14 protein-coding genes are annotated in these 16,700 nt (G+C 75.7%); 3 read left to right on the top strand and 11 right to left on the bottom strand.

All coding sequences use genetic code 11. The annotated features are described in order from the left end of the window. The first annotated feature begins 18 nt into the window (after nt 1-18). Nucleotides 19-1,479, top strand: coding sequence for an NAD(P)H-quinone dehydrogenase (locus AFE02nite_RS06670; protein ID WP_034248231.1), 1,461 nt, complete (start codon nt 19-21; stop codon nt 1,477-1,479). Nucleotides 1,480-1,501: 22 nt separating this feature from the next. Here AFE02nite_RS06670 and efeU read toward each other — a convergent pair whose 3' ends face one another. The 10 genes from efeU to AFE02nite_RS06620 form a co-directional block, all read right to left on the bottom strand. Further along, on the bottom strand, nt 1,502-2,419 hold the full coding sequence (efeU, locus tag AFE02nite_RS06665; RefSeq protein WP_146819308.1) for an iron uptake transporter permease EfeU: 918 nt from the start codon (nt 2,417-2,419) through the stop codon (nt 1,502-1,504). Nucleotides 2,420-2,445: 26 nt separating this feature from the next. Beyond that, a complete protein-coding gene (locus AFE02nite_RS06660; protein ID WP_052114136.1) occupies nt 2,446-2,946 on the bottom strand; it encodes an NUDIX domain-containing protein in 501 nt (166 codons plus the stop codon). Then, the gene (locus tag AFE02nite_RS06655) at nt 2,943-4,754 is read right to left on the bottom strand and encodes an acetyl/propionyl/methylcrotonyl-CoA carboxylase subunit alpha (protein WP_261765518.1); all 1,812 of its coding nucleotides are present in this window, start codon (nt 4,752-4,754) and stop codon (nt 2,943-2,945) included. Before AFE02nite_RS06655 ends, AFE02nite_RS06660 begins: the two co-directional genes overlap by 4 nt. Before the next feature lie 156 nt (nt 4,755-4,910). After that, nucleotides 4,911-5,552 (bottom strand): Maf family protein, encoded by a 642-nt coding sequence (locus AFE02nite_RS06650; RefSeq protein WP_034248379.1) that lies wholly within the window; start codon nt 5,550-5,552, stop codon nt 4,911-4,913. Continuing rightward, on the bottom strand, nt 5,549-7,264 hold the full coding sequence (locus AFE02nite_RS06645; protein ID WP_034248380.1) for a DUF885 domain-containing protein: 1,716 nt from the start codon (nt 7,262-7,264) through the stop codon (nt 5,549-5,551). The genes AFE02nite_RS06650 and AFE02nite_RS06645 overlap by 4 nt, the downstream gene beginning before the upstream one ends. Beyond that, complete coding sequence (locus AFE02nite_RS06640; RefSeq protein ID WP_034248382.1) at nt 7,261-7,896, bottom strand: FMN-binding negative transcriptional regulator; 636 nt, start codon at nt 7,894-7,896, stop codon at nt 7,261-7,263. Before AFE02nite_RS06640 ends, AFE02nite_RS06645 begins: the two co-directional genes overlap by 4 nt. 30 nt (nt 7,897-7,926) lie before the next feature. After that, nucleotides 7,927-9,717 carry an ABC transporter ATP-binding protein gene (locus AFE02nite_RS06635; RefSeq protein ID WP_146819307.1) on the bottom strand — a complete coding sequence of 597 codons (1,791 nt, stop codon included), beginning with the start codon at nt 9,715-9,717 and terminating at the stop codon, nt 7,927-7,929. Further along, a complete protein-coding gene (locus tag AFE02nite_RS06630) occupies nt 9,714-11,747 on the bottom strand; it encodes an ABC transporter ATP-binding protein (RefSeq protein ID WP_222594355.1) in 2,034 nt (677 codons plus the stop codon). Before AFE02nite_RS06630 ends, AFE02nite_RS06635 begins: the two co-directional genes overlap by 4 nt. Nucleotides 11,748-11,866: 119 nt before the next feature. Beyond that, a complete protein-coding gene (locus AFE02nite_RS06625) occupies nt 11,867-12,094 on the bottom strand; it encodes an acyl-CoA carboxylase subunit epsilon (RefSeq protein ID WP_146819306.1) in 228 nt (75 codons plus the stop codon). Continuing rightward, nucleotides 12,091-13,728 (bottom strand): acyl-CoA carboxylase subunit beta, encoded by a 1,638-nt coding sequence (locus tag AFE02nite_RS06620; protein WP_034248320.1) that lies wholly within the window; start codon nt 13,726-13,728, stop codon nt 12,091-12,093. Before AFE02nite_RS06620 ends, AFE02nite_RS06625 begins: the two co-directional genes overlap by 4 nt. Before the next feature lie 131 nt (nt 13,729-13,859). On the opposite strand from AFE02nite_RS06620, the gene AFE02nite_RS06615 reads away from it, so the two are divergent. Together AFE02nite_RS06615 and AFE02nite_RS06610 are read left to right on the top strand one after the other, a co-directional pair. Next, nucleotides 13,860-14,699, top strand: a complete 840-nt coding sequence (locus tag AFE02nite_RS06615) for a biotin--[acetyl-CoA-carboxylase] ligase (protein ID WP_034248316.1) — start codon at nt 13,860-13,862, stop codon at nt 14,697-14,699. 76 nt (nt 14,700-14,775) lie between these two features. Next, nucleotides 14,776-15,768 (top strand): adenylate/guanylate cyclase domain-containing protein, encoded by a 993-nt coding sequence (locus tag AFE02nite_RS06610; protein WP_034248314.1) that lies wholly within the window; start codon nt 14,776-14,778, stop codon nt 15,766-15,768. 54 nt (nt 15,769-15,822) lie between these two features. On the opposite strand, the gene AFE02nite_RS06605 is transcribed toward AFE02nite_RS06610, so the two are convergent. Then, nucleotides 15,823-16,665: an SOS response-associated peptidase gene (locus AFE02nite_RS06605; RefSeq protein WP_034248312.1), complete on the bottom strand. Its 843-nt coding sequence runs from the start codon at nt 16,663-16,665 to the stop codon at nt 15,823-15,825. Nucleotides 16,666-16,700: the final 35 nt, after the last annotated feature.

Raw genomic sequence — 16,700 nt, 5'->3', positions numbered from 1 at the left:
ACGGTGCAACGGGGCACAATGGCACGGGTGACCGCGACGACGCCCGGGCTCCCCGAGCCCGCACCCCTGTCCGACGTCCGCACCGGCGCTCGCGTCGTCGTGATCGGCGGCGGCCCCGGCGGGTACGAGGCGGCGCTCGTGGCCGCCCGCGCCGGGGCGCACGTGACGCTGGTCGAGGAGCACGGGCTCGGCGGCGCGGCCGTGCTGACCGACGTGGTGCCGTCCAAGACGCTCATCGCCACCGCCGAGTGGATGACGATCGCCGCCCGTGCGCCCGAGCTGGGCATCCGCAACGTCGGCGACCGCGACGAGGCCGGCCCGTTCGCCGTCGACCTCGGCCGCGTCAACGAGCGGGTGCGCGAGCTCGCCGCGGCGCAGTCGGCCGACATCCGGGCGCGCCTGGAGTCCATCGGGGTCCACGTCGAGGAGGGCCGCGCACGGCTGGACGGGCCGCACCGCGTCGTCGTCGCGCCGGCCGAGGGGTCGCCGCTCGCGCTCGACGCCGACGCCGTCCTCGTCGCCACGGGTGCCACGCCGCGCGTCCTGCCCGACGCCGTGCCGGACGGCGAGCGGATCCTCGACTGGACGCAGGTCTACGGCCTGGCCGACCTCCCCGAGCGGCTCGTCGTCGTCGGCTCCGGCGTGACCGGCGCGGAGTTCGCGGGCGCGTTCGGGGCGCTCGGCTGCGACGTCGTCCTCGTCTCCTCGCGGGACCGCGTGCTGCCCAGCGAGGACGCCGACGCCGCGGACGTGATCGAGGAGGTGTTCCGCGCGCGCGGGATGACGGTGCTGAGCCGCTCCCGCGCGTCCTCGGTGCGCCGCGACGGGAACGAGGTCGTGGTCACCCTGGACGACGGCCGCGTCGTCACCGGCAGCCACTGCCTGCTCGCGGTCGGCTCGGTGCCCTCGACCGGCGGCCTCGGGCTCGCCGAGGCGGGCGTGCGGCTCACGCCCTCCGGGCACGTGGACGTCGACCGGGTCTCGCGCACCACCGCGCCCGGCGTCTACGCCGCGGGGGACTGCACGGGCGTCTGGCCGCTCGCCTCCGTCGCCGCCATGCAGGGCCGGATCGCGATGGCGCACGCGCTCGGCGGCGCGGTCGCTCCGCTCGACCTGCGCACCGTCGCCGCCAACGTGTTCACCGCCCCGGAGATCGCGAGCGTCGGCGCCTCGCAGCGCTCGCTCGAGGAGGCCGGCACCCGGTACGTGACCAGCCGCCTCGAGCTCGCCCGCAACCCACGCGCCAAGATGCTGGGCATGCGCGACGGCTTCGTGAAGCTGTTCGCGCACGCCTCGACGGGCATCGTGCTCGGCGGGATCGTGGTGGCGCCCCGCGCGGGCGAGCTCATCTTCCCGGTCACGCTTGCGGTCGCCCAGCGGCTCACGGCCGACGACGTCGCGCACGCCTTCACGGTGTACCCGTCGCTGTCGGGGTCCATCGCCGAGGTCGCGCGCCTGCTGCCGGTCGTGCCGGCCTAGCCGCGAGGTCCCGGCCGGCGGGTCAGGCGCCCGCGCCCGCCCGCGCAGCCGGCTCGGCCAGCCCTGCGGTGCCCGACGGCGCTGCGGTGCCCGACGGCGCTGCGGTGCCCGACGACGCAGCGGTGGCTGCCGGGGCCGGTGCGCGGTGCCGGACCGCCCGGGCGTACGCCGTGGCGACCACGCCCAGGTAGACCCACCAGACCGCGACCATGGTCCAGCTCGGCGCCGCCGAGTAGCTGACGAGCCCGCGCAGCACCACCCCGAGCGTCCCGTCCGGCGGGACGGCGCCCGACACGTCGTACGCCGTCGCGGTGCCCCAGGGCACGAGGCCGACCTCCTGGAGCTCGTGGACGCCGTAGGCGAGGACGCCGGCGGCGATGACGACGAGCGAGAACCCGGTCCAGGTGAAGAATGCCCGCAGGTCGAGCCGGACGGCCCCGCGGTACACCGCCCAGCCGAGCACCACCGCGGCGGCGATGCCCAGGCCGGCGCCGAGCGCGGGGGAGGTGCCCGCCGTCGCGCCCGCGCCCGCCCACAGGAACAGGGCGGTCTCGACGCCCTCGCGGGCCACTGCGAGGAAGGAGAGGACGGGGACGGCCCAGCCGCCGTTCGCGACGGCGCCGTCCAGCCGCGCCTCGAGGCCGCGCTTGAGGTGCCGTGCCGTGCGCGCCATCCAGAACACCATCCAGGTGACGAGCGCGACGGCGAGCACGGACAGGACGCCCGCCAGGGTCTCCTCGGCGCGCTCTCCCAGGCGGGTGGGGCCGAAGGTGAGGACGGCGCCGACGGCCGCGGACAGCGCGACGGCGGCGCCGACGCCGGTCCACACGTGGCGCAGGTGCGCGGTGCGCCCCGTCCGCACGAGGTAGGCGACCAGGATGCTGACGACGAGCGCCGCCTCCATGCCCTCGCGGAGACCGATGAGGACGTTGGCGAGCATGAGACCCCCGAATAGGTAAGGCTTACCTAACCCGAGGACTGTAGCGCATCCTCCGCCTGCGCCAGGATCCGTCGGCGCAGCTCCGGCCACGCGGCACCGAACGCCACGAGCAGGGGACGGTTCGCGACGTCGTCGACGTCGACCCACACGATCTCGAGGCTCTCGTCGTCGGTCGGCCGCACGTCCTGCGGCCCGGTCACCCAGCCGATCGCCGTCGTGTAGGCCCAGGCGCCGTGGTCCAGCACGTACGTGTCGCGGACCGCGACGTGCGCGGGGTCGACGCCCGCCTCCTCGGCCGCCTCCCGCAAGGCGCCGTGCACCGGTGCCTCGCCCTCGGCCAGGGCCCCGCCCGGCAGCCCCCAGGTGCCGCCCTGGTCGCTCCAGAGCGCGCGGTGCTGCAGCAGCACCTGCACGCCCTGCGCCGTCCGGCGCGCCAGGAGCAGGCCCGCGGCGCCGAAGCGTCCCCAGTGGCGGCGCCCGCAGGCGCACTCCACCCAGGCGTCCCCGGTGCCCCGGGGCGCCGTCACGCCGCGGGCTCGGTGTCGACGATCTCGCAGATCGGGGTCCCGGCGCCGACGCTCGCGCCGACGTCGGCCACCAGGGCGGCGATCCGGCCCGGGCGGTGCGCCACGAGGGGCTGCTCCATCTTCATCGCCTCGAGCACGACGACGAGGTCGCCCTCGGCGACGACGTCGCCCTCCGCGACCGCGACCTTGACGATGGTGCCCTGCATGGGGGAGGTCAGCGCCGTCCCGCTCGCGGCGCCGACGGCGCGGCCCGGCGCCCGGCGGGTCCGCCGCGGCGCGCCCCCGCGGGCGCGCGGTGCGCCGAGCCCGAGCCCGGCCGGCAGCACGACCTCGATCCGCTTCCCGCCGACCTCGACGACGACCCGCTCGGTCGCCGCGGGCGCGTCGGCGTCGTTGCCGGCCGCCGACGGCGCGGCCTGCCCGGGCAGCCCGGGGAGCCGGTGCGCGAACGTCGTCTCGATCCAGCGCGTGTGCACTGCGAACGGGCGGTCCGCCTCGGCGGGGGCGAAGTCGGGGTCCTGCAGCACGGCACGGTGGAAGGGCAGCACCGTCGGGATGCCCGCGACGTCCATCTCCTCGAGGGCGCGCCGCGCCCGCTCGATGGCCTGCTGCCGGGTCGCGCCCGTGACGACGACCTTGGCGATCATCGAGTCGAAGGCGCCGGAGACGGTGTCGCCCTCGACGACGCCGCTGTCCACGCGCACGCCCGGGCCCGCGGGGAAGCGGAGCCGGGTGAGCCGTCCCGGCGCCGGCAGGAAGCCCGCGGCGGGGTCCTCGCCGTTGATCCGGAACTCCAGGCTGTGGCCGCGCGCGGCGACCTCGGTGTAGCCGAGCGGCTCGCCGACGGCGATGCGCAGCTGCTCGCGGACCAGGTCGATGCCCGTGACCTCCTCGGTCACAGGGTGCTCCACCTGGAGGCGCGTGTTCACCTCGAGGAACGACACGGTGCCGTCGGCGCCGACGAGGAACTCGCACGTGCCCGCCCCGACGTACCGGGCCTCGCGCAGGATGGCGATCGAGGCCTCGCGGAGCGTGCGCTCCTGCTCGGCGGTGAGGAACGGCGCAGGCGCCTCCTCGACGAGCTTCTGGTGCCGGCGCTGCAGCGAGCAGTCGCGCGTGGAGACCACGACGACGGTCCCGTGCGCGTCCGCCAGGCACTGGGTCTCCACGTGTCGCGGCGCGTCGAGGTAGCGCTCCACGAAGCACTCCCCGCGGCCGAACGCCGCGGTCGCCTCGCGGACCGCGGACTCGAACTGGGCGTCGACCTCCGCGGCGTCGCGAACCACCTTCAGGCCGCGCCCGCCGCCGCCGAACGCCGCCTTGATGGCGATCGGCAGGCCGTGCTCCGCCACGAAGGCGTGCACCTCGCTGACGTCGGCCACCGGGTCGGGCGTGCCGGGCACGAGCGGCGCCCCGACCGCCTGCGCGATGTGCCGCGCCCGCACCTTGTCGCCGAGCGCCTCGATCGCCTCCGGCGGCGGCCCGATCCACACCAGGCCGGCGTCGATCACGGCGCGGGCGAAGCCGGCGTTCTCGGAGAGGAAGCCGTAGCCGGGGTGGACGGCGTCGGCGCCGCAGCGCAGCGCCACGTCGATGAGCTTGGTCGCGTCGAGGTAGGTGTCGGCGGCGCGCTCGCCGTCCAGGGCGTAGGCCTCGTCGGCCAGCCGGACGTGCAGCGCCTCGCGGTCAGGGTTCGCGTACACGGCGACGGAGGCGATCTGGGCGTCGGCGCACGCGCGCGCCACGCGGACGGCGATCTCACCGCGGTTGGCGATGAGCACCTTGGTGATCGAGGGGGCTGCGGGCACGGCTCACCGTAACGTCAGCGGCTGCCCGGTCCCGCCATCCGGCCCCTGCGGCGACCAAGACTGTCCGGTCCCGCCAACCGTCGGCATCGGCGGTTGTGGCGCGCCGACCACGCCCGGCGGGCGGGCGCGAACGCCTGCCCGCCGTGGTCGGCGCGACTACCGCGCCCAGAGGTCGACGACGCCGAGCCCGAGGTCGCCCAGCAGGTCGCGCAGCAGGGGCAGGCTCACCCCGACGACGGCGTGGTAGTCGCCCTCGATCGCGGTGACGAACGGGCCCCCGAGCCCGTCGACGGTGAACGCCCCGGCCACCGCGAGCGGCTCGCCCGTGGCGACGTACGCCTCGATCTCGCGGTCGCTGAGCTCGGCGAAGTGCACGACGGTCGAGGCCGTCGCGCCGGCGGCCCGGTCGGGCTCGCGCGTGTCGACGAGCCAGTGGCCGGTGTGCAGCACGCCCGAGCGCCCGCGCATCGCGCGCCATCGCTCCACGGCCTCCGCGGCGTCGGCGGGCTTGCCCAGCTGCCGGCCGTCGAGCTCGAGCATGGAGTCGCACCCCAGCACGACGGCGCCGCTCTCGTCGCGCGCGACGGCCTCCGCCTTCGCGCGGGCGAGGACGAGGACGTCGTCGGCGGTCGAGCTGCCCATGACGTGCCGACCGTGGGGAGGTTCCCCACGGTCGGCACGCGCGGCCGCGAGCGCCGCGTCCTCGTCGACGCCCGACACGCGGACCTCCGGCGCGAAGCCGGCGGACGTGAGCGTGGCCAGGCGGGCGGGGGACGCGGACGCGAGGACGAACCTCACCGCAGGGCGTCCCGCAGGACGTCGAGGCCGACGGACCCGAGCGAGAGTGCGCGGGCGTGGAACGCCTTGAGGTCACCGGTCTCGCCGCGGGCGCGGGCGCCGGCGACGTACTCGTCGCGGGCCTGCTCCCACAGGCGCTGCCCGATCTTGTAGGCGGGTGCCTGCCCGGGCCAGCCCAGGTACCGGTTGAGCTCGAACCGCAGGAAGGACTCCGGCATGTTCACGTTCGCCTTGAAGAACTCCCAGGCCTTGTCCGCGTCCCAGGTGCCGCCGCCCCACTGCGCGGGCGCGGGCAGCCCGAGGTGCACGCCGAGGTCGATGACCACGCGCGCCGCGCGCATCCGCTGGCCGTCGAGCATCCCGAGGCGGTCGCCCGGGTCGTCGAGGAACCCGAGGTCGGCCATGAGGCGCTCGGCGTACAGCGCCCAGCCCTCGCCGTGGCCGCTCACCCAGCAGCCCAGCCGGCGCCAGGCGTTGAGGGTCTGGCGCAGGTAGACGGCCTGGCCGATCTGCAGGTGGTGGCCGGGGACGCCCTCGTGGTAGACGGTCGTCTTCTCGCGCCAGGTGTTGAAGGTCGTGACGTCGGCAGGGACGGACCACCACATCCGGCCGGGCCGCGAGAAGTCGTCGGACGGGCCGGTGTAGTAGATGCCGCCGCTCTGCGTGGGCGCGATGCGGCACTCGAGCCGCTGCACGGGCTCCGGGATGTCGAAGTGCACGCCGTTCAGCGCGGCGATCGCGGCGTCGGAGGTCTCCTGCATCCACGCGCGCAGCGCCGCCGTGCCCTCGAGCCGGCGGGCCGGGTCCGCGTCGAGCTTCGCCACGGCGTCGGCGACGCTCGCCCCGGGACCGGCGATCTCGGCGGCGATGGCCTCCTGCTCGGCGACGACGCGCGCGAGCTCGTCCAGACCCCACGCGTAGGTCTCCTCGAGGTCCACGCGCGCGCCGAGGAAGTACTGCGACCACAGCGGGTAGCGGTCACGGCCGGCGGCGTCGTCCTGCGGCGCCTGCGGCGCGAGCTCGTCCCGCAGGAAGTCCGCGAGCTGCCCGTACGCCCGACGCGCGGCCTCGGCACCCTCACCGAGAGCCTTGCGGATCGCCTGGCAGGCGGCGGAGTCGTCGAGTGCCGCGTCCACCTCGGCGCCGGTCACGAACGTGTCGAAGAACGAGCCTGCGGCGGCGATCTCGTCCGCCTGCGTGATGCACTCGGAGACCTGGCGGATCGGGGCCACCCGGCCCCGGGAGGCCGCCAGCCGCAGCGACTCGATGACGCCCGCCGCGGTGTCGGGCAGCGCGGCCATCCGCAGGGCGATGTTCTCCCAGTGCTCCGGCGTCGACGTCGGCATGATGTCGAAGATGTCGCGCATCTCCTGCACCGGGGAGGCGATGTTGTTCAGCTGGCCGGTCCACTCGTCCGCCTCGTGCAGCGCCACCTCCAGGCCGAGGCGCTCCTGCATCGCGGCGATCGTCACGCGGTCCACGTCGTCCGCGGGCTCGCCCGTGGCCAGCTCCGCGAGGGTGTCGCGCGCCGAGGCCGCCATCGCGTCCCAGCCGGCCGGCGAGAGGTCCGTGGCCAGGTGGTCGTAGCCCGGCACGCCCATCGCCGTGGCCGCGAACGGGTTGAGCCGGCAGTAGGCGGTCAGGTACTGGTCGGCGACGGCGTCGACGGCGGTGGCCGGGCGCGTGGGGGAATCCGGGGAGGTCGAGGTCATGCACCGACCTTACGACTCGCGGCGGCACGGACGGCGTCGGCCATCCGTGCGTCCCCGGCGGAGGCGAACCCGGCAGCCACGCCGGCCCGGTCGGCGTCCGATCGGTTCTGGCTGAGCTTCGCCTTCGCCTCCACGCGGGTCACCACGAGCTCGAGGCCGACGACGGCGCGCAGCTGGCCCGCGACGAAGGCCGGCGGGGCGTCGTCGACCGCCCACGGCTCCGGGCGGGCGGCCTCGAAGCGCTCCGTGAGGGCGCGCACGTGCGCGGCGAGCCAGTCCTCGTCGTCGTGCACGACGAGCCGGCCGTACACGTGGGCCGTGACGTAGTTCCACGTCGGCACCACCCGCCCGTGCTCGGCCTTCGTCGCGTACCAGGAGGGGGTCACGTACGCGTCGGGGCCGTGCACGATCGCCATCGCCTCGCCCACCGGCGGCCGGCGCCACTGGTCGTTGGTCCGCGCCACGTGAGCCTGGAGCGCGCCGTGCGCACCGACCTCGGGCGCCCAGACGTAGGGGAGCCGGGTGGCGACCAGGCCCTCGGCGGTGGCGGTCACGAGGTGTGCCGCGCCGGCGCCCGCGAGGAACTCGGCGGTCGTGGCGTCGTCGACGGCGAAGTGCCGGGGCACGTACATCCGGACCTCCTTGCGTGAGCGGTCGGGGGGTCAGCTGTAGGCGGCGGCCTGCAGACCGTACAGCTCGGCGTACAGCCCGTCCGCCGTGACGAGGTCCTCGTGCGTTCCCGCCTCGACGATCCGGCCGTCGGCGACCACGAGGATCAGGTCGGCCATCCGGACGGTGGAGAAGCGGTGCGAGACGAGCACCGTGATCGCGCCCGTCCGGGCGCCCACCTCGCGGGCGGTGTGCGCGTACCGCTCGAAGAGCTGGTGCTCGGCCTGTGCGTCGAGGGCGGAGGTCGGCTCGTCGAGCAGGAGCAGCAGCGGCGAGGTGCGCATCATCGCCCGCCCGAGGGCCAGCTTCTGCCACTGCCCGCCGGACAGCTCCGTGCCATCGGCGGACAGCCCGAGCTGGGTGTCCAGACCGTCCTCGAGGCGGTCGAGCAGGGCGCCGGCGTCCGCCCGGTCGAGCGCATCGAGCACCGCCGCCTCCGAGTCGATCCTCGGCAGGTCGCCGACGCCGACCGTCTCGCGCGCGAGGAACTCCAGGCGCGCGAAGTCCTGGAAGCCGGCCGCGATCCGCTCGCGCCAGCCGCGTACGGGGATGCGCCGCAGGTCGACGCCGTCCACGGTGATCGCGCCGGTCGTCGGCTCGTAGAACCGGGCCAGCAGCTTGACGAGCGTGCTCTTGCCGGCCCCGTTCTCCCCGACGACGGCCACCGTGGTGCCGGCCGGCAGGTCGAGGTCGACGCCGGCGAGCACCGGCCGGTCCGTGCCGGGGTAGGTGAACGCGACGCCCGTCAGGCGGATCCCTCCGGTGAGCCGGGCGGGGACGGGGGCGTCCTCGGGCAGGCCGTGGGCCGGTGGCGCCGTCACGAGGTCCTCGACCCAGCCCAGGCCGACCATCGCCGTGGCGGTCCGCTGCAGGGTCTGCAGCACGCTCACCGCCGCAACCACCTGCCCGTTGACCTGTGCGGCCAGCGTGAGCACGAGGATCACGTCGCCGGCGGTACCCCGCCCGGCCACGGCGTTGCGGACGACGAGGAGGGTCGCGCCGACGTACGCGGCGGCGAACACGACCTGCCCGAGCAGCCGGGGCCACAGCGCGCGGGCCTCGGCGCGGACCAGGGTCCGGCTCGCCCCGTCCCAGGCGGCGGCGAACCGGCTGCGGACGACGCCGGCCAGGCCGGCCACCCGCAGCTCCTTCGCCGGGCCGGCGCCGGTGCCGAGCTCGAGCAGGTGCCGCGCCCGGCGGCCGTCCTGCGCGGCGTCGTCCCGGGACCGGCCCAGGATCGACTCCGCGCGACGCCCCAGGAGCAGCGGCGGCACGGCCGCGAGCGGCAGCAGGAGCAGCCACGGGTCCAGCCGCCCGAGCAGCACACCGGTGATCGCGATCGCCAGGCCCAGCCCGACGGCGGCCAGCACGGCCTGGAGCGCCTGGAAGCCCGCGCGGTTGATCTCCGTGCGCAGCACCTGGATCCGGTCGGCGTACTCGGGCCGCTCCATGTGCTCGATGCTCGTCGAGCCGTTCGCCAGCTCGATCAGGCGGCGGTCGAGGTTGCCCGTCGCCGTCTCGGCGAGCTCGAAGTAGAAGATGTGCGCGAAGTGCCCGGCCGTCAGCGAGGCGATGACGGTGACCGCCACCGCGACGGCGGCCCACGTGGCCCCGTCGGCGTCGTGCGCGACGGCGGCGTCCGTGAGGGCGGCGAGCGCGGGTGCGGCGAGCGGGAGCGCGGCCGCCTGGGCGAGCATGAGGGCCAGGGAGATCCACGCCCGTCGCGGGTCGAGCCGCCAGCACGTGCGGGTGTAGGCCCAGGTGCCCCGGACGACGTCCTTCATCGTTCCTCCGACCCCGTCGCGGCGGGCTCGGCGGGCGCCGCGGCCAGGAGCTCACCCTCGGCGTCGAGCCCCGCGGCGAACCGCTCCGCCTGGAGGTGGAACAGGCGCGCGTAGTGGCCGTCGGCGGCCATCAGCTCGTCGTGGGACCCCAGCTCGACCACCCGGCCGCCGTCGACGACGACGATCCGGTCGGCCCGCCGCACGGACGAGAACCGGTGGGAGATGAGCAGGGAGGTCACCCCGGCCGTGAGCTCGACGAACCGGTCGAAGAAGGCGACCTCGGCGCGCACGTCGAGCGCCGACGTCGGCTCGTCGAGCACGAGCACCCGCGCACCCGCGTGCACGGCGTACAGCGCCCGGGCGATGGCGATCCGCTGCCACTGCCCGCCGGACAGGTCGGCGCCGCCCTCGTACGCGCGGGCCAGCGGACTGTCGAAGCCCCTCGGCAGGGCCTCGACGACGTCGAGCACGCCCGCCCGGTGCGCGGCGGCGCGGACACCGTCCGGGTCCGCCAGGTGCGGGGCGCCGACGGCGATGTTGTCGGCCGCGGACAGCTCGAACCGCACGAAGTCCTGGAAGATCACGCCGATGTGCCGGCGCCACTCGTCGGCGTCGACACCGGCGACGTCGACGCCGTCGACGGTGATCCGCCCGGCCGCCGGCTCGTAGAGCCGGGTCAGGAGCTTGACGAGCGTGGTCTTGCCCGCCCCGTTGACGCCGACGATCGCCGTCGAGCGACCGGCCGGCAGCTCCAGGTCGAGGCCGTCGAGGACCGGCGTGCGCGAGCCGGGGTAGGTGAAGTGCACGCCCTCGAACCGGATACCGGCCTCGGGCGCCGCGGGTGCGAGGCCCCCGCGGGCGCCCTCGTCGGTCGGCTGCGTGACGGCGGCGCGATCGGCGGGGCGGGCGGGGGGAGCGGCCGTCGGGCCGGCGGCCGCGGCCGCTGCGGCCACGCGCTCCTCCAGCCGCGCCTTGGCCGCGACCGCGAGCATGCCGTACTGCGTCGGCACGTCGCACTCGACGTAGTACTCGCCGAGCAGCAGCGCGGCCATCGCCGCCTGCAGCACCAGCGCGAGCCGGGTGAGGTCGAGCTCACCGCTGGCGCCGGCCCGCGCGGCGGCGACCAGCACGAGCGCCGCCAGCGCCAGGCCGAGGGCGGTGTAGCCGACGTAGGGCCGCAGGTACACCTCGCGCCGTCGCCGGGCGACCCGCGCGTACATCTCGGTGTGGTTCGCCAGGTACCGCTCGGCCAGCCAGTCGCTCAGGCCGAACACACGGCCCTCCTTCGCGGCGCCCGGGCCGACCGCGGTCTCGTGGAGGTACGTGGAGCGCCGGATGGTCGGCACCAGCTCGCGCCACACCTGGGAGTAGCGGCGCAGGCCGCCGCGCTGCCCGTACCGGAAGACCAGGGTCGCCACGACGACGGCCGCCCCCGCCCACCAGTGCAGCAGCGCGCCCACGATGACACCCAGGGCGACCAGCCGCACGTAGCGTGCGATGAGCGCGAGCGAGGCGCCGCACGCCTCGCCCGGGGGGGCGAAGTCCCGCTGGTACGGGCGTAGCACGTCCTGGAGCTCGTCGAGCACGCCCGCGTCCTCCATCGGCGCGATGCTGACGGACCCGAGCGTGGTGCCCAGCACCGAGTCGAGCACGTGCCCGTCGACCACCCGCTTCATCCGGACGTTCAGGGCGGCCTGGAGCGGGGCGAGCGCCTGCTGGGCGACGAAGGCGGCGGTGGCGAGCAGGAAGGTCACGACGAGCCGGTCCCACTCCACCGAGCCGACCCCGCCGGTGACGGCCGTGGGCACCTGGCCGACGACGGCCGACGTCGCGACGAGGAACGCGACGGGCAGCACCCCCAGCGCCACGTTCACGACCAGCACCGCGAGGACCAGCCCCCGACCCGCCAGCGGCAGCAGCCGGAACACGAGCAGCCGCGGCCGGACGGCCGTGTCACGCCAGGTGCGCCACCGCGCGGCGAGCCCGACCGCCAGGGCGGCCGAGGAGGCGGTGCTCGGTGCGCGGACCACGGCCGGACCGTACGGCGGGCGCTCGGGCGCTGTCACCGGGTTATTGGGCACGCTCCCAGCCAAGCGCCGACCACCGACACGGATCGATCATGGACGGTGCCCGCTCGGGCGGCCCGTCGTCAGGCGCGGCCGCTCCAGCGCCACGCGTCGCCGCCGCGGGCGAGCGTCCCGCGCAGCTGCTGGGCGCCGTCGACCCAGCGCCGGCGGTCCAGGGCGGCGCGCCGCGCCCGGCGGGCCACGGCGTCGTCGTCGGCTCCCGGCGCGCGGCCGGCGACGATGCCCGCGACCAGCGCCGCGAGCTCGAACTCGTCCGGGGACCCGCGCAGCACGCGCACCTGGGGGGTCACAGCGGGATGTTCCCGTGCTTGCGGCTGGGCAGCGTGGCGCGCTTGGTCCGCAGGGCGCGCAGCGCGCGCACCACCTGCAGGCGCGTCTGCGACGGCGCGATGACGGCGTCCACGTAGCCCCGCTCGGCGGCGTCGTAGGGGTTGATGAGCGCGTCCTCGTACTCGCCCACCAGGCGGTCCCGCTCGGCTTCGACGTCGCCACCGGCGTCCGCGACCGCCTTGAGCGTGCCGCGGTGCAGGATGTTCACCGCGCCGCCCGCGCCCATGACGGCGACCTGGGCCGTCGGCCAGGCGAGGTTCACGTCGGCGCCGAGCTGCTTGGAGCCCATGACGATGTAGGCGCCGCCGTACGCCTTCCGCGTGATGACCGTGACGAGCGGCACCGTGGCCTCGGCGTACGCGTAGATCAGCTTGGCGCCGCGGCGGATGATGCCGTTCCACTCCTGGTCCGTGCCCGGCAGGAAGCCGGGCACGTCGACGAACGTCAGCACGGGGAGGTTGAACGCGTCGCAGGTGCGCACGAACCGCGCGGCCTTCTCGGCGGCGTTGATGTCGAGCGTGCCCGCCATGTGCAGCGGCTGGTTGGCGACGACGCCGACCGGGTGTCCCTCGACGTGCCCGAAGCCGACCAGGACGTTCGGTGCGTAGAGCGCCTGCACCTCGAAGAGGTCGCCGTGGTCGAGCACGTGCTCGACCACCGTGCGCATGTCGTACGGCTGGGCGTCCGAGTCGGGCACGAGGGTGTCGAGCTCGAGGTCGGCGTCCGTGACGTCGGCCTCCTCGTCCTCGTCCCACACGGGCGGGTCCGCGAGGTTGTTGCTGGGCAGGTAGCCGAGCAGGGTGCGCACCCAGTCGATGGCGTCGTCCTCGTCGGAGCCGAGGTAGTGCGCGACGCCGGAGCGCGCGTTGTGGGTCGTGCCGCCGCCGAGCTCCTCGAAGCCGACGTCCTCGCCGGTCACGGCGCGGATCACGTCCGGGCCGGTGATGAACATGTGCGACGTGCCGTCCGCCATGACGACGAAGTCGGTGAGGGCGGGGGAGTACACGGCGCCGCCGGCGCTCGGCCCGAGGATGAGCGAGATCTGCGGGATGACGCCCGAGGCGGCGACGTTGCGCCGGAAGATCTCCGCGAACTGCGTGAGCGCCGCGACCCCCTCCTGGATGCGCGCGCCGCCGCCGTCGAGGATGCCGATGAGCGGCGCGCCCGTGCGCAGCGCGAGGTCCATGACCTTGGTGATCTTCTGGCCGTGCGCCTCGCCGAGCGAGCCGCCGAAGACCGTGAAGTCCTGGCTGTACACGCACACCTGCCGGCCCTCGACGGTCCCGTAGCCGACCACGACGCCGTCGCCCGGGATGCGCTTGGAGCCGAGGCCGAAGGCCGTCGAGCGGTGCCGCACGAAGGCGTCGAGCTCGACGAAGCTGCCCTCGTCGAGCAGGGCGGCGATGCGCTCGCGGGCGGTCTTCTTGCCGCGCGGGTGCTGGCGCGCCGCGGCGTTCTCCTCGGCCGCGTCGACCGCGGCCTCCTGGCGGTGCGCGAGGTCCGCGAGCTTGTCGGCGGTGCCGGCCGGACCCTCGGACCGGGGGGTCCCGGCAGGGCCTGCCGTCGTGGCTGCGGACGCGCGGACGTCGGTCACCTGCCCACCGTAGTTGTCGCCTCCCGACACCCGGGGTGGCGGGTTTCGACCGTGTCCGGGCCTGGGATGTGTGGACATCCACAAACGCCCGCGCCCGGTGGCCCGTCGTCGGCGCGGAGTAGCGTGGCGACGTGTCGCAGCTCACGGAGGGTGTCGTCAGCGCCGCGCTCGCCGCGGGTGGCCTGGGCGGACGGCTGTCGTCGGTCCGCGTCGTCCCGCAGGCGGGGTCGACGAGCACGGACCTGGTCGCCGCCGCGCGCGCGGGCGCGCCGGACCGCTCGGTGCTCGTCGCGGACCACCAGTCGGCGGGGCGTGGCCGGGCCGGCCGCACGTGGCAGACGCCGCCGGGGACGGCCTTGACGTTCTCGGTGCTGCTGCGCCCCCCGGTGCCGACCCACGCGTGGGGGTGGCTGCCCCTGATGGGCGGGCTCGCCGTCGTCCGCGCTCTGGCCGGGATCGGCGTCGAGGCGCTGCTCAAGTGGCCGAACGACGTGCTGCTCCCGGACGTCGGCGACGAGCTGGCCGGCTGGGGGCGCGACCGGAAGGTCGCCGGCGTGCTCGGCGACGTCACCGCGGACGAGTCGGGGGTGCCCACGGCGGCCGTGCTGGGCATCGGCATCAACGTCGGCCTCGGGCGCGAGGACCTGCCCGTGCCCAGTGCCACGTCGCTCGCCGTCGAAGGGGTCGACGTCGAGCGGGCCGACCTGCTGGCGCGCGTCCTGACGACGCTGCTCGACCTCGACGACGCGTGGCGCGCGGCCGGCGGCGACGCCGTCGAGGCGGACATCGCCGCGGAGTGCGCGGCCGTGTGCGCGACGCTCGGCGCGCCGGTCCGCGTCCTGCGGCCGGGCGGCGACGTGCTCGAGGGGCGGGCGGTCTCCCTCGGCGACGACGGCGCGCTGCGCGTCGCAGACGCGTCCGGGCACGTGCACGCGGTGCTCGCGGGGGACGTCGAGCGCCTGCGGTCCTGAGGACCCGCCGCCCGTCGACGACCGGGCAGGTATGACCCAGGTCACAGGTGCGCCGCGGGTGGCCTAGCCTGGCCGGGTGGAGGAAGGCGCGGTTCCGGAGTCCTCGACCTTTGCCCGGCTCGAGCAGCAGGTCCTCGGTGGTCCGCGCGTCCTGAGCCTCCCGGAGCTCGCCGAGCGTCTCGGGGTCGGCGAGGAGCGGCTGGAGTTCGTGTGGCGGCCGTTCGGGCTGCCGGAGGACCGGGACGACAAGGTCTTCACGGAGCGCGACGCCGAGATCGTCGGCCGCCTGCTCGCGGTGAGCGAGGAGAACATGCTCGGCCCGACGGCGGCGTCGTCGCTGGTGCGGTCGGCGGCCCACCTGACGGACCGCCTGGCCGTGTGGCAGCTGGAGGCGCTGGTCGACCACATCGCCGACCGCTTCGGGCTCGACGACATCTCGGCGCGCCTGGTCCTGCTGGACCGGCTGGTGGACGTGGTGCCGCTGCTCGAGGACCAGCTGGTGCACTCGTGGCGCCGGCAGCTCGTCGCCCACGCCGCGCTCATGGCCACTCAGCTGGACGAGGGGACGCCCCCCACCCGGCTGCCCCTGGCGCGGGCCGTCGGCTTCGCGGACATCGTCTCCTTCACGGCGCGGACGGCCGGCCTGACCGCCGAAGGCCTGGCCGACTTCGTGCAGGACTTCGAGACCCGCGCGCGCGACGTCGTCAGCCGCGCGGGCGGGCGCACGGTGAAGACGATCGGTGACGCCGTCTTCTTCGTCGCCGACGAGCCGCGGCGCGGCGCCACGGTGGCGCTCGACCTGGCGGCGGCCTTCCCGGTCGGTGGGGCGACGCCGGTGCGCGTCGGCCTCGTCTGGGGTCACGTGCTCGCGCGGTTCGGAGACGTGTACGGCACGCCGGTCAACCTCGCGGCCCGGCTCACCGGCGAGGCCGCGCCCGGCGAGGTGCTCGTGGACGACGCGACGGCCCAGGCGCTCGCTGCCGACCCGACGCTGCGGCTCACCGGCCTCGACGAGCGCGAGCTCGCGGGCATCGGGCCCGTCACGCCGTCCCGTCTCGAGCGCGCCTGACGATCACGCCCGGCGGTGCGGGGCCGGGCGTGATGGCCGCGCCGGCCATCCCGCTCAGCCGAGGTCGAGCGTCATCGGCACCGCCAGCTCGACCGGTTCCACCAGGTGCGGACCGTCGTTGCCCACGGAGTTGACCTCGGTCGACACGGGCGTCGCCACCAGCGGCGGCGCGGGGCGGCGCAGGAGGTCCATCACGCGGGCCGGGTCCCTCACGTGCGGGTCGAGCCACGCGTCCCACCGGGAGGGGTCGAGGATGACGGGCTGGCGGTCGTGGATCTCGGCCAGCGCGGGGTCGTCGGTGGGAGCGCCGCCCGTGACGATCGTCATCGTGACGAGCCAGCGCTCGGGGTCGTCGTCGGCGCGGGTCGGGTCCCGCCAGAACTCGTAGAGGCCCGCGAAGGCGAGGGGCCCGCCGTCGGCCGGGTGGATCCAGAACGGCTGCTTCGCGGGCTTGCGGCGGCGGCCGGTGGGACCGGTGGCGGGCGGGGCGTCTGCGGGCGGGGCCTGCCACTCGAAGTAGCCCTCGGCGGGCACGAGGCAGCGCCGCGCGGCGACCGCTTTGCGGAACGCGGGCTTCGAGTCGAGCGTCTCCACGCGCGCGTTGATCATGCGCGAGCCGATCGACGGGTCCGTGGCCCAGCCGGGCACCAGCCCCCAGCGCGCCAGGCGCAGGGACCGGCGCGGGGCGTCGTCGTGCTCGCCCGCGCCCTCGGGCGCCGCGGTGTCCGTGCCGGCGTGCTTCGGGGCGCGCTCCACGACCACCCGCACGGGATCGGTGGGCGCGACGTTCCAGGACGGCGGCAGCCCGGCCGCGTCGGGCGCCACGTCAGGCGGCGCGACGGCGAAGGCGTCGGCGAGGTCCTGGGCGTCGCGGAACGACGCATAGCGTCCGCACATGGCCCCAGTCTGCCGTCCAGCCCCGACAGCAGCCG

The sequence above is a fragment of the Actinotalea fermentans genome, from assembly GCF_007991475.1.
Taxonomy (GTDB): Bacteria; Actinomycetota; Actinomycetes; order Actinomycetales; family Cellulomonadaceae; genus Actinotalea; species Actinotalea fermentans.
Note: the sequence above shows the minus strand (reverse complement) of the source record. Positions and strands in the feature narration are given on the sequence as shown.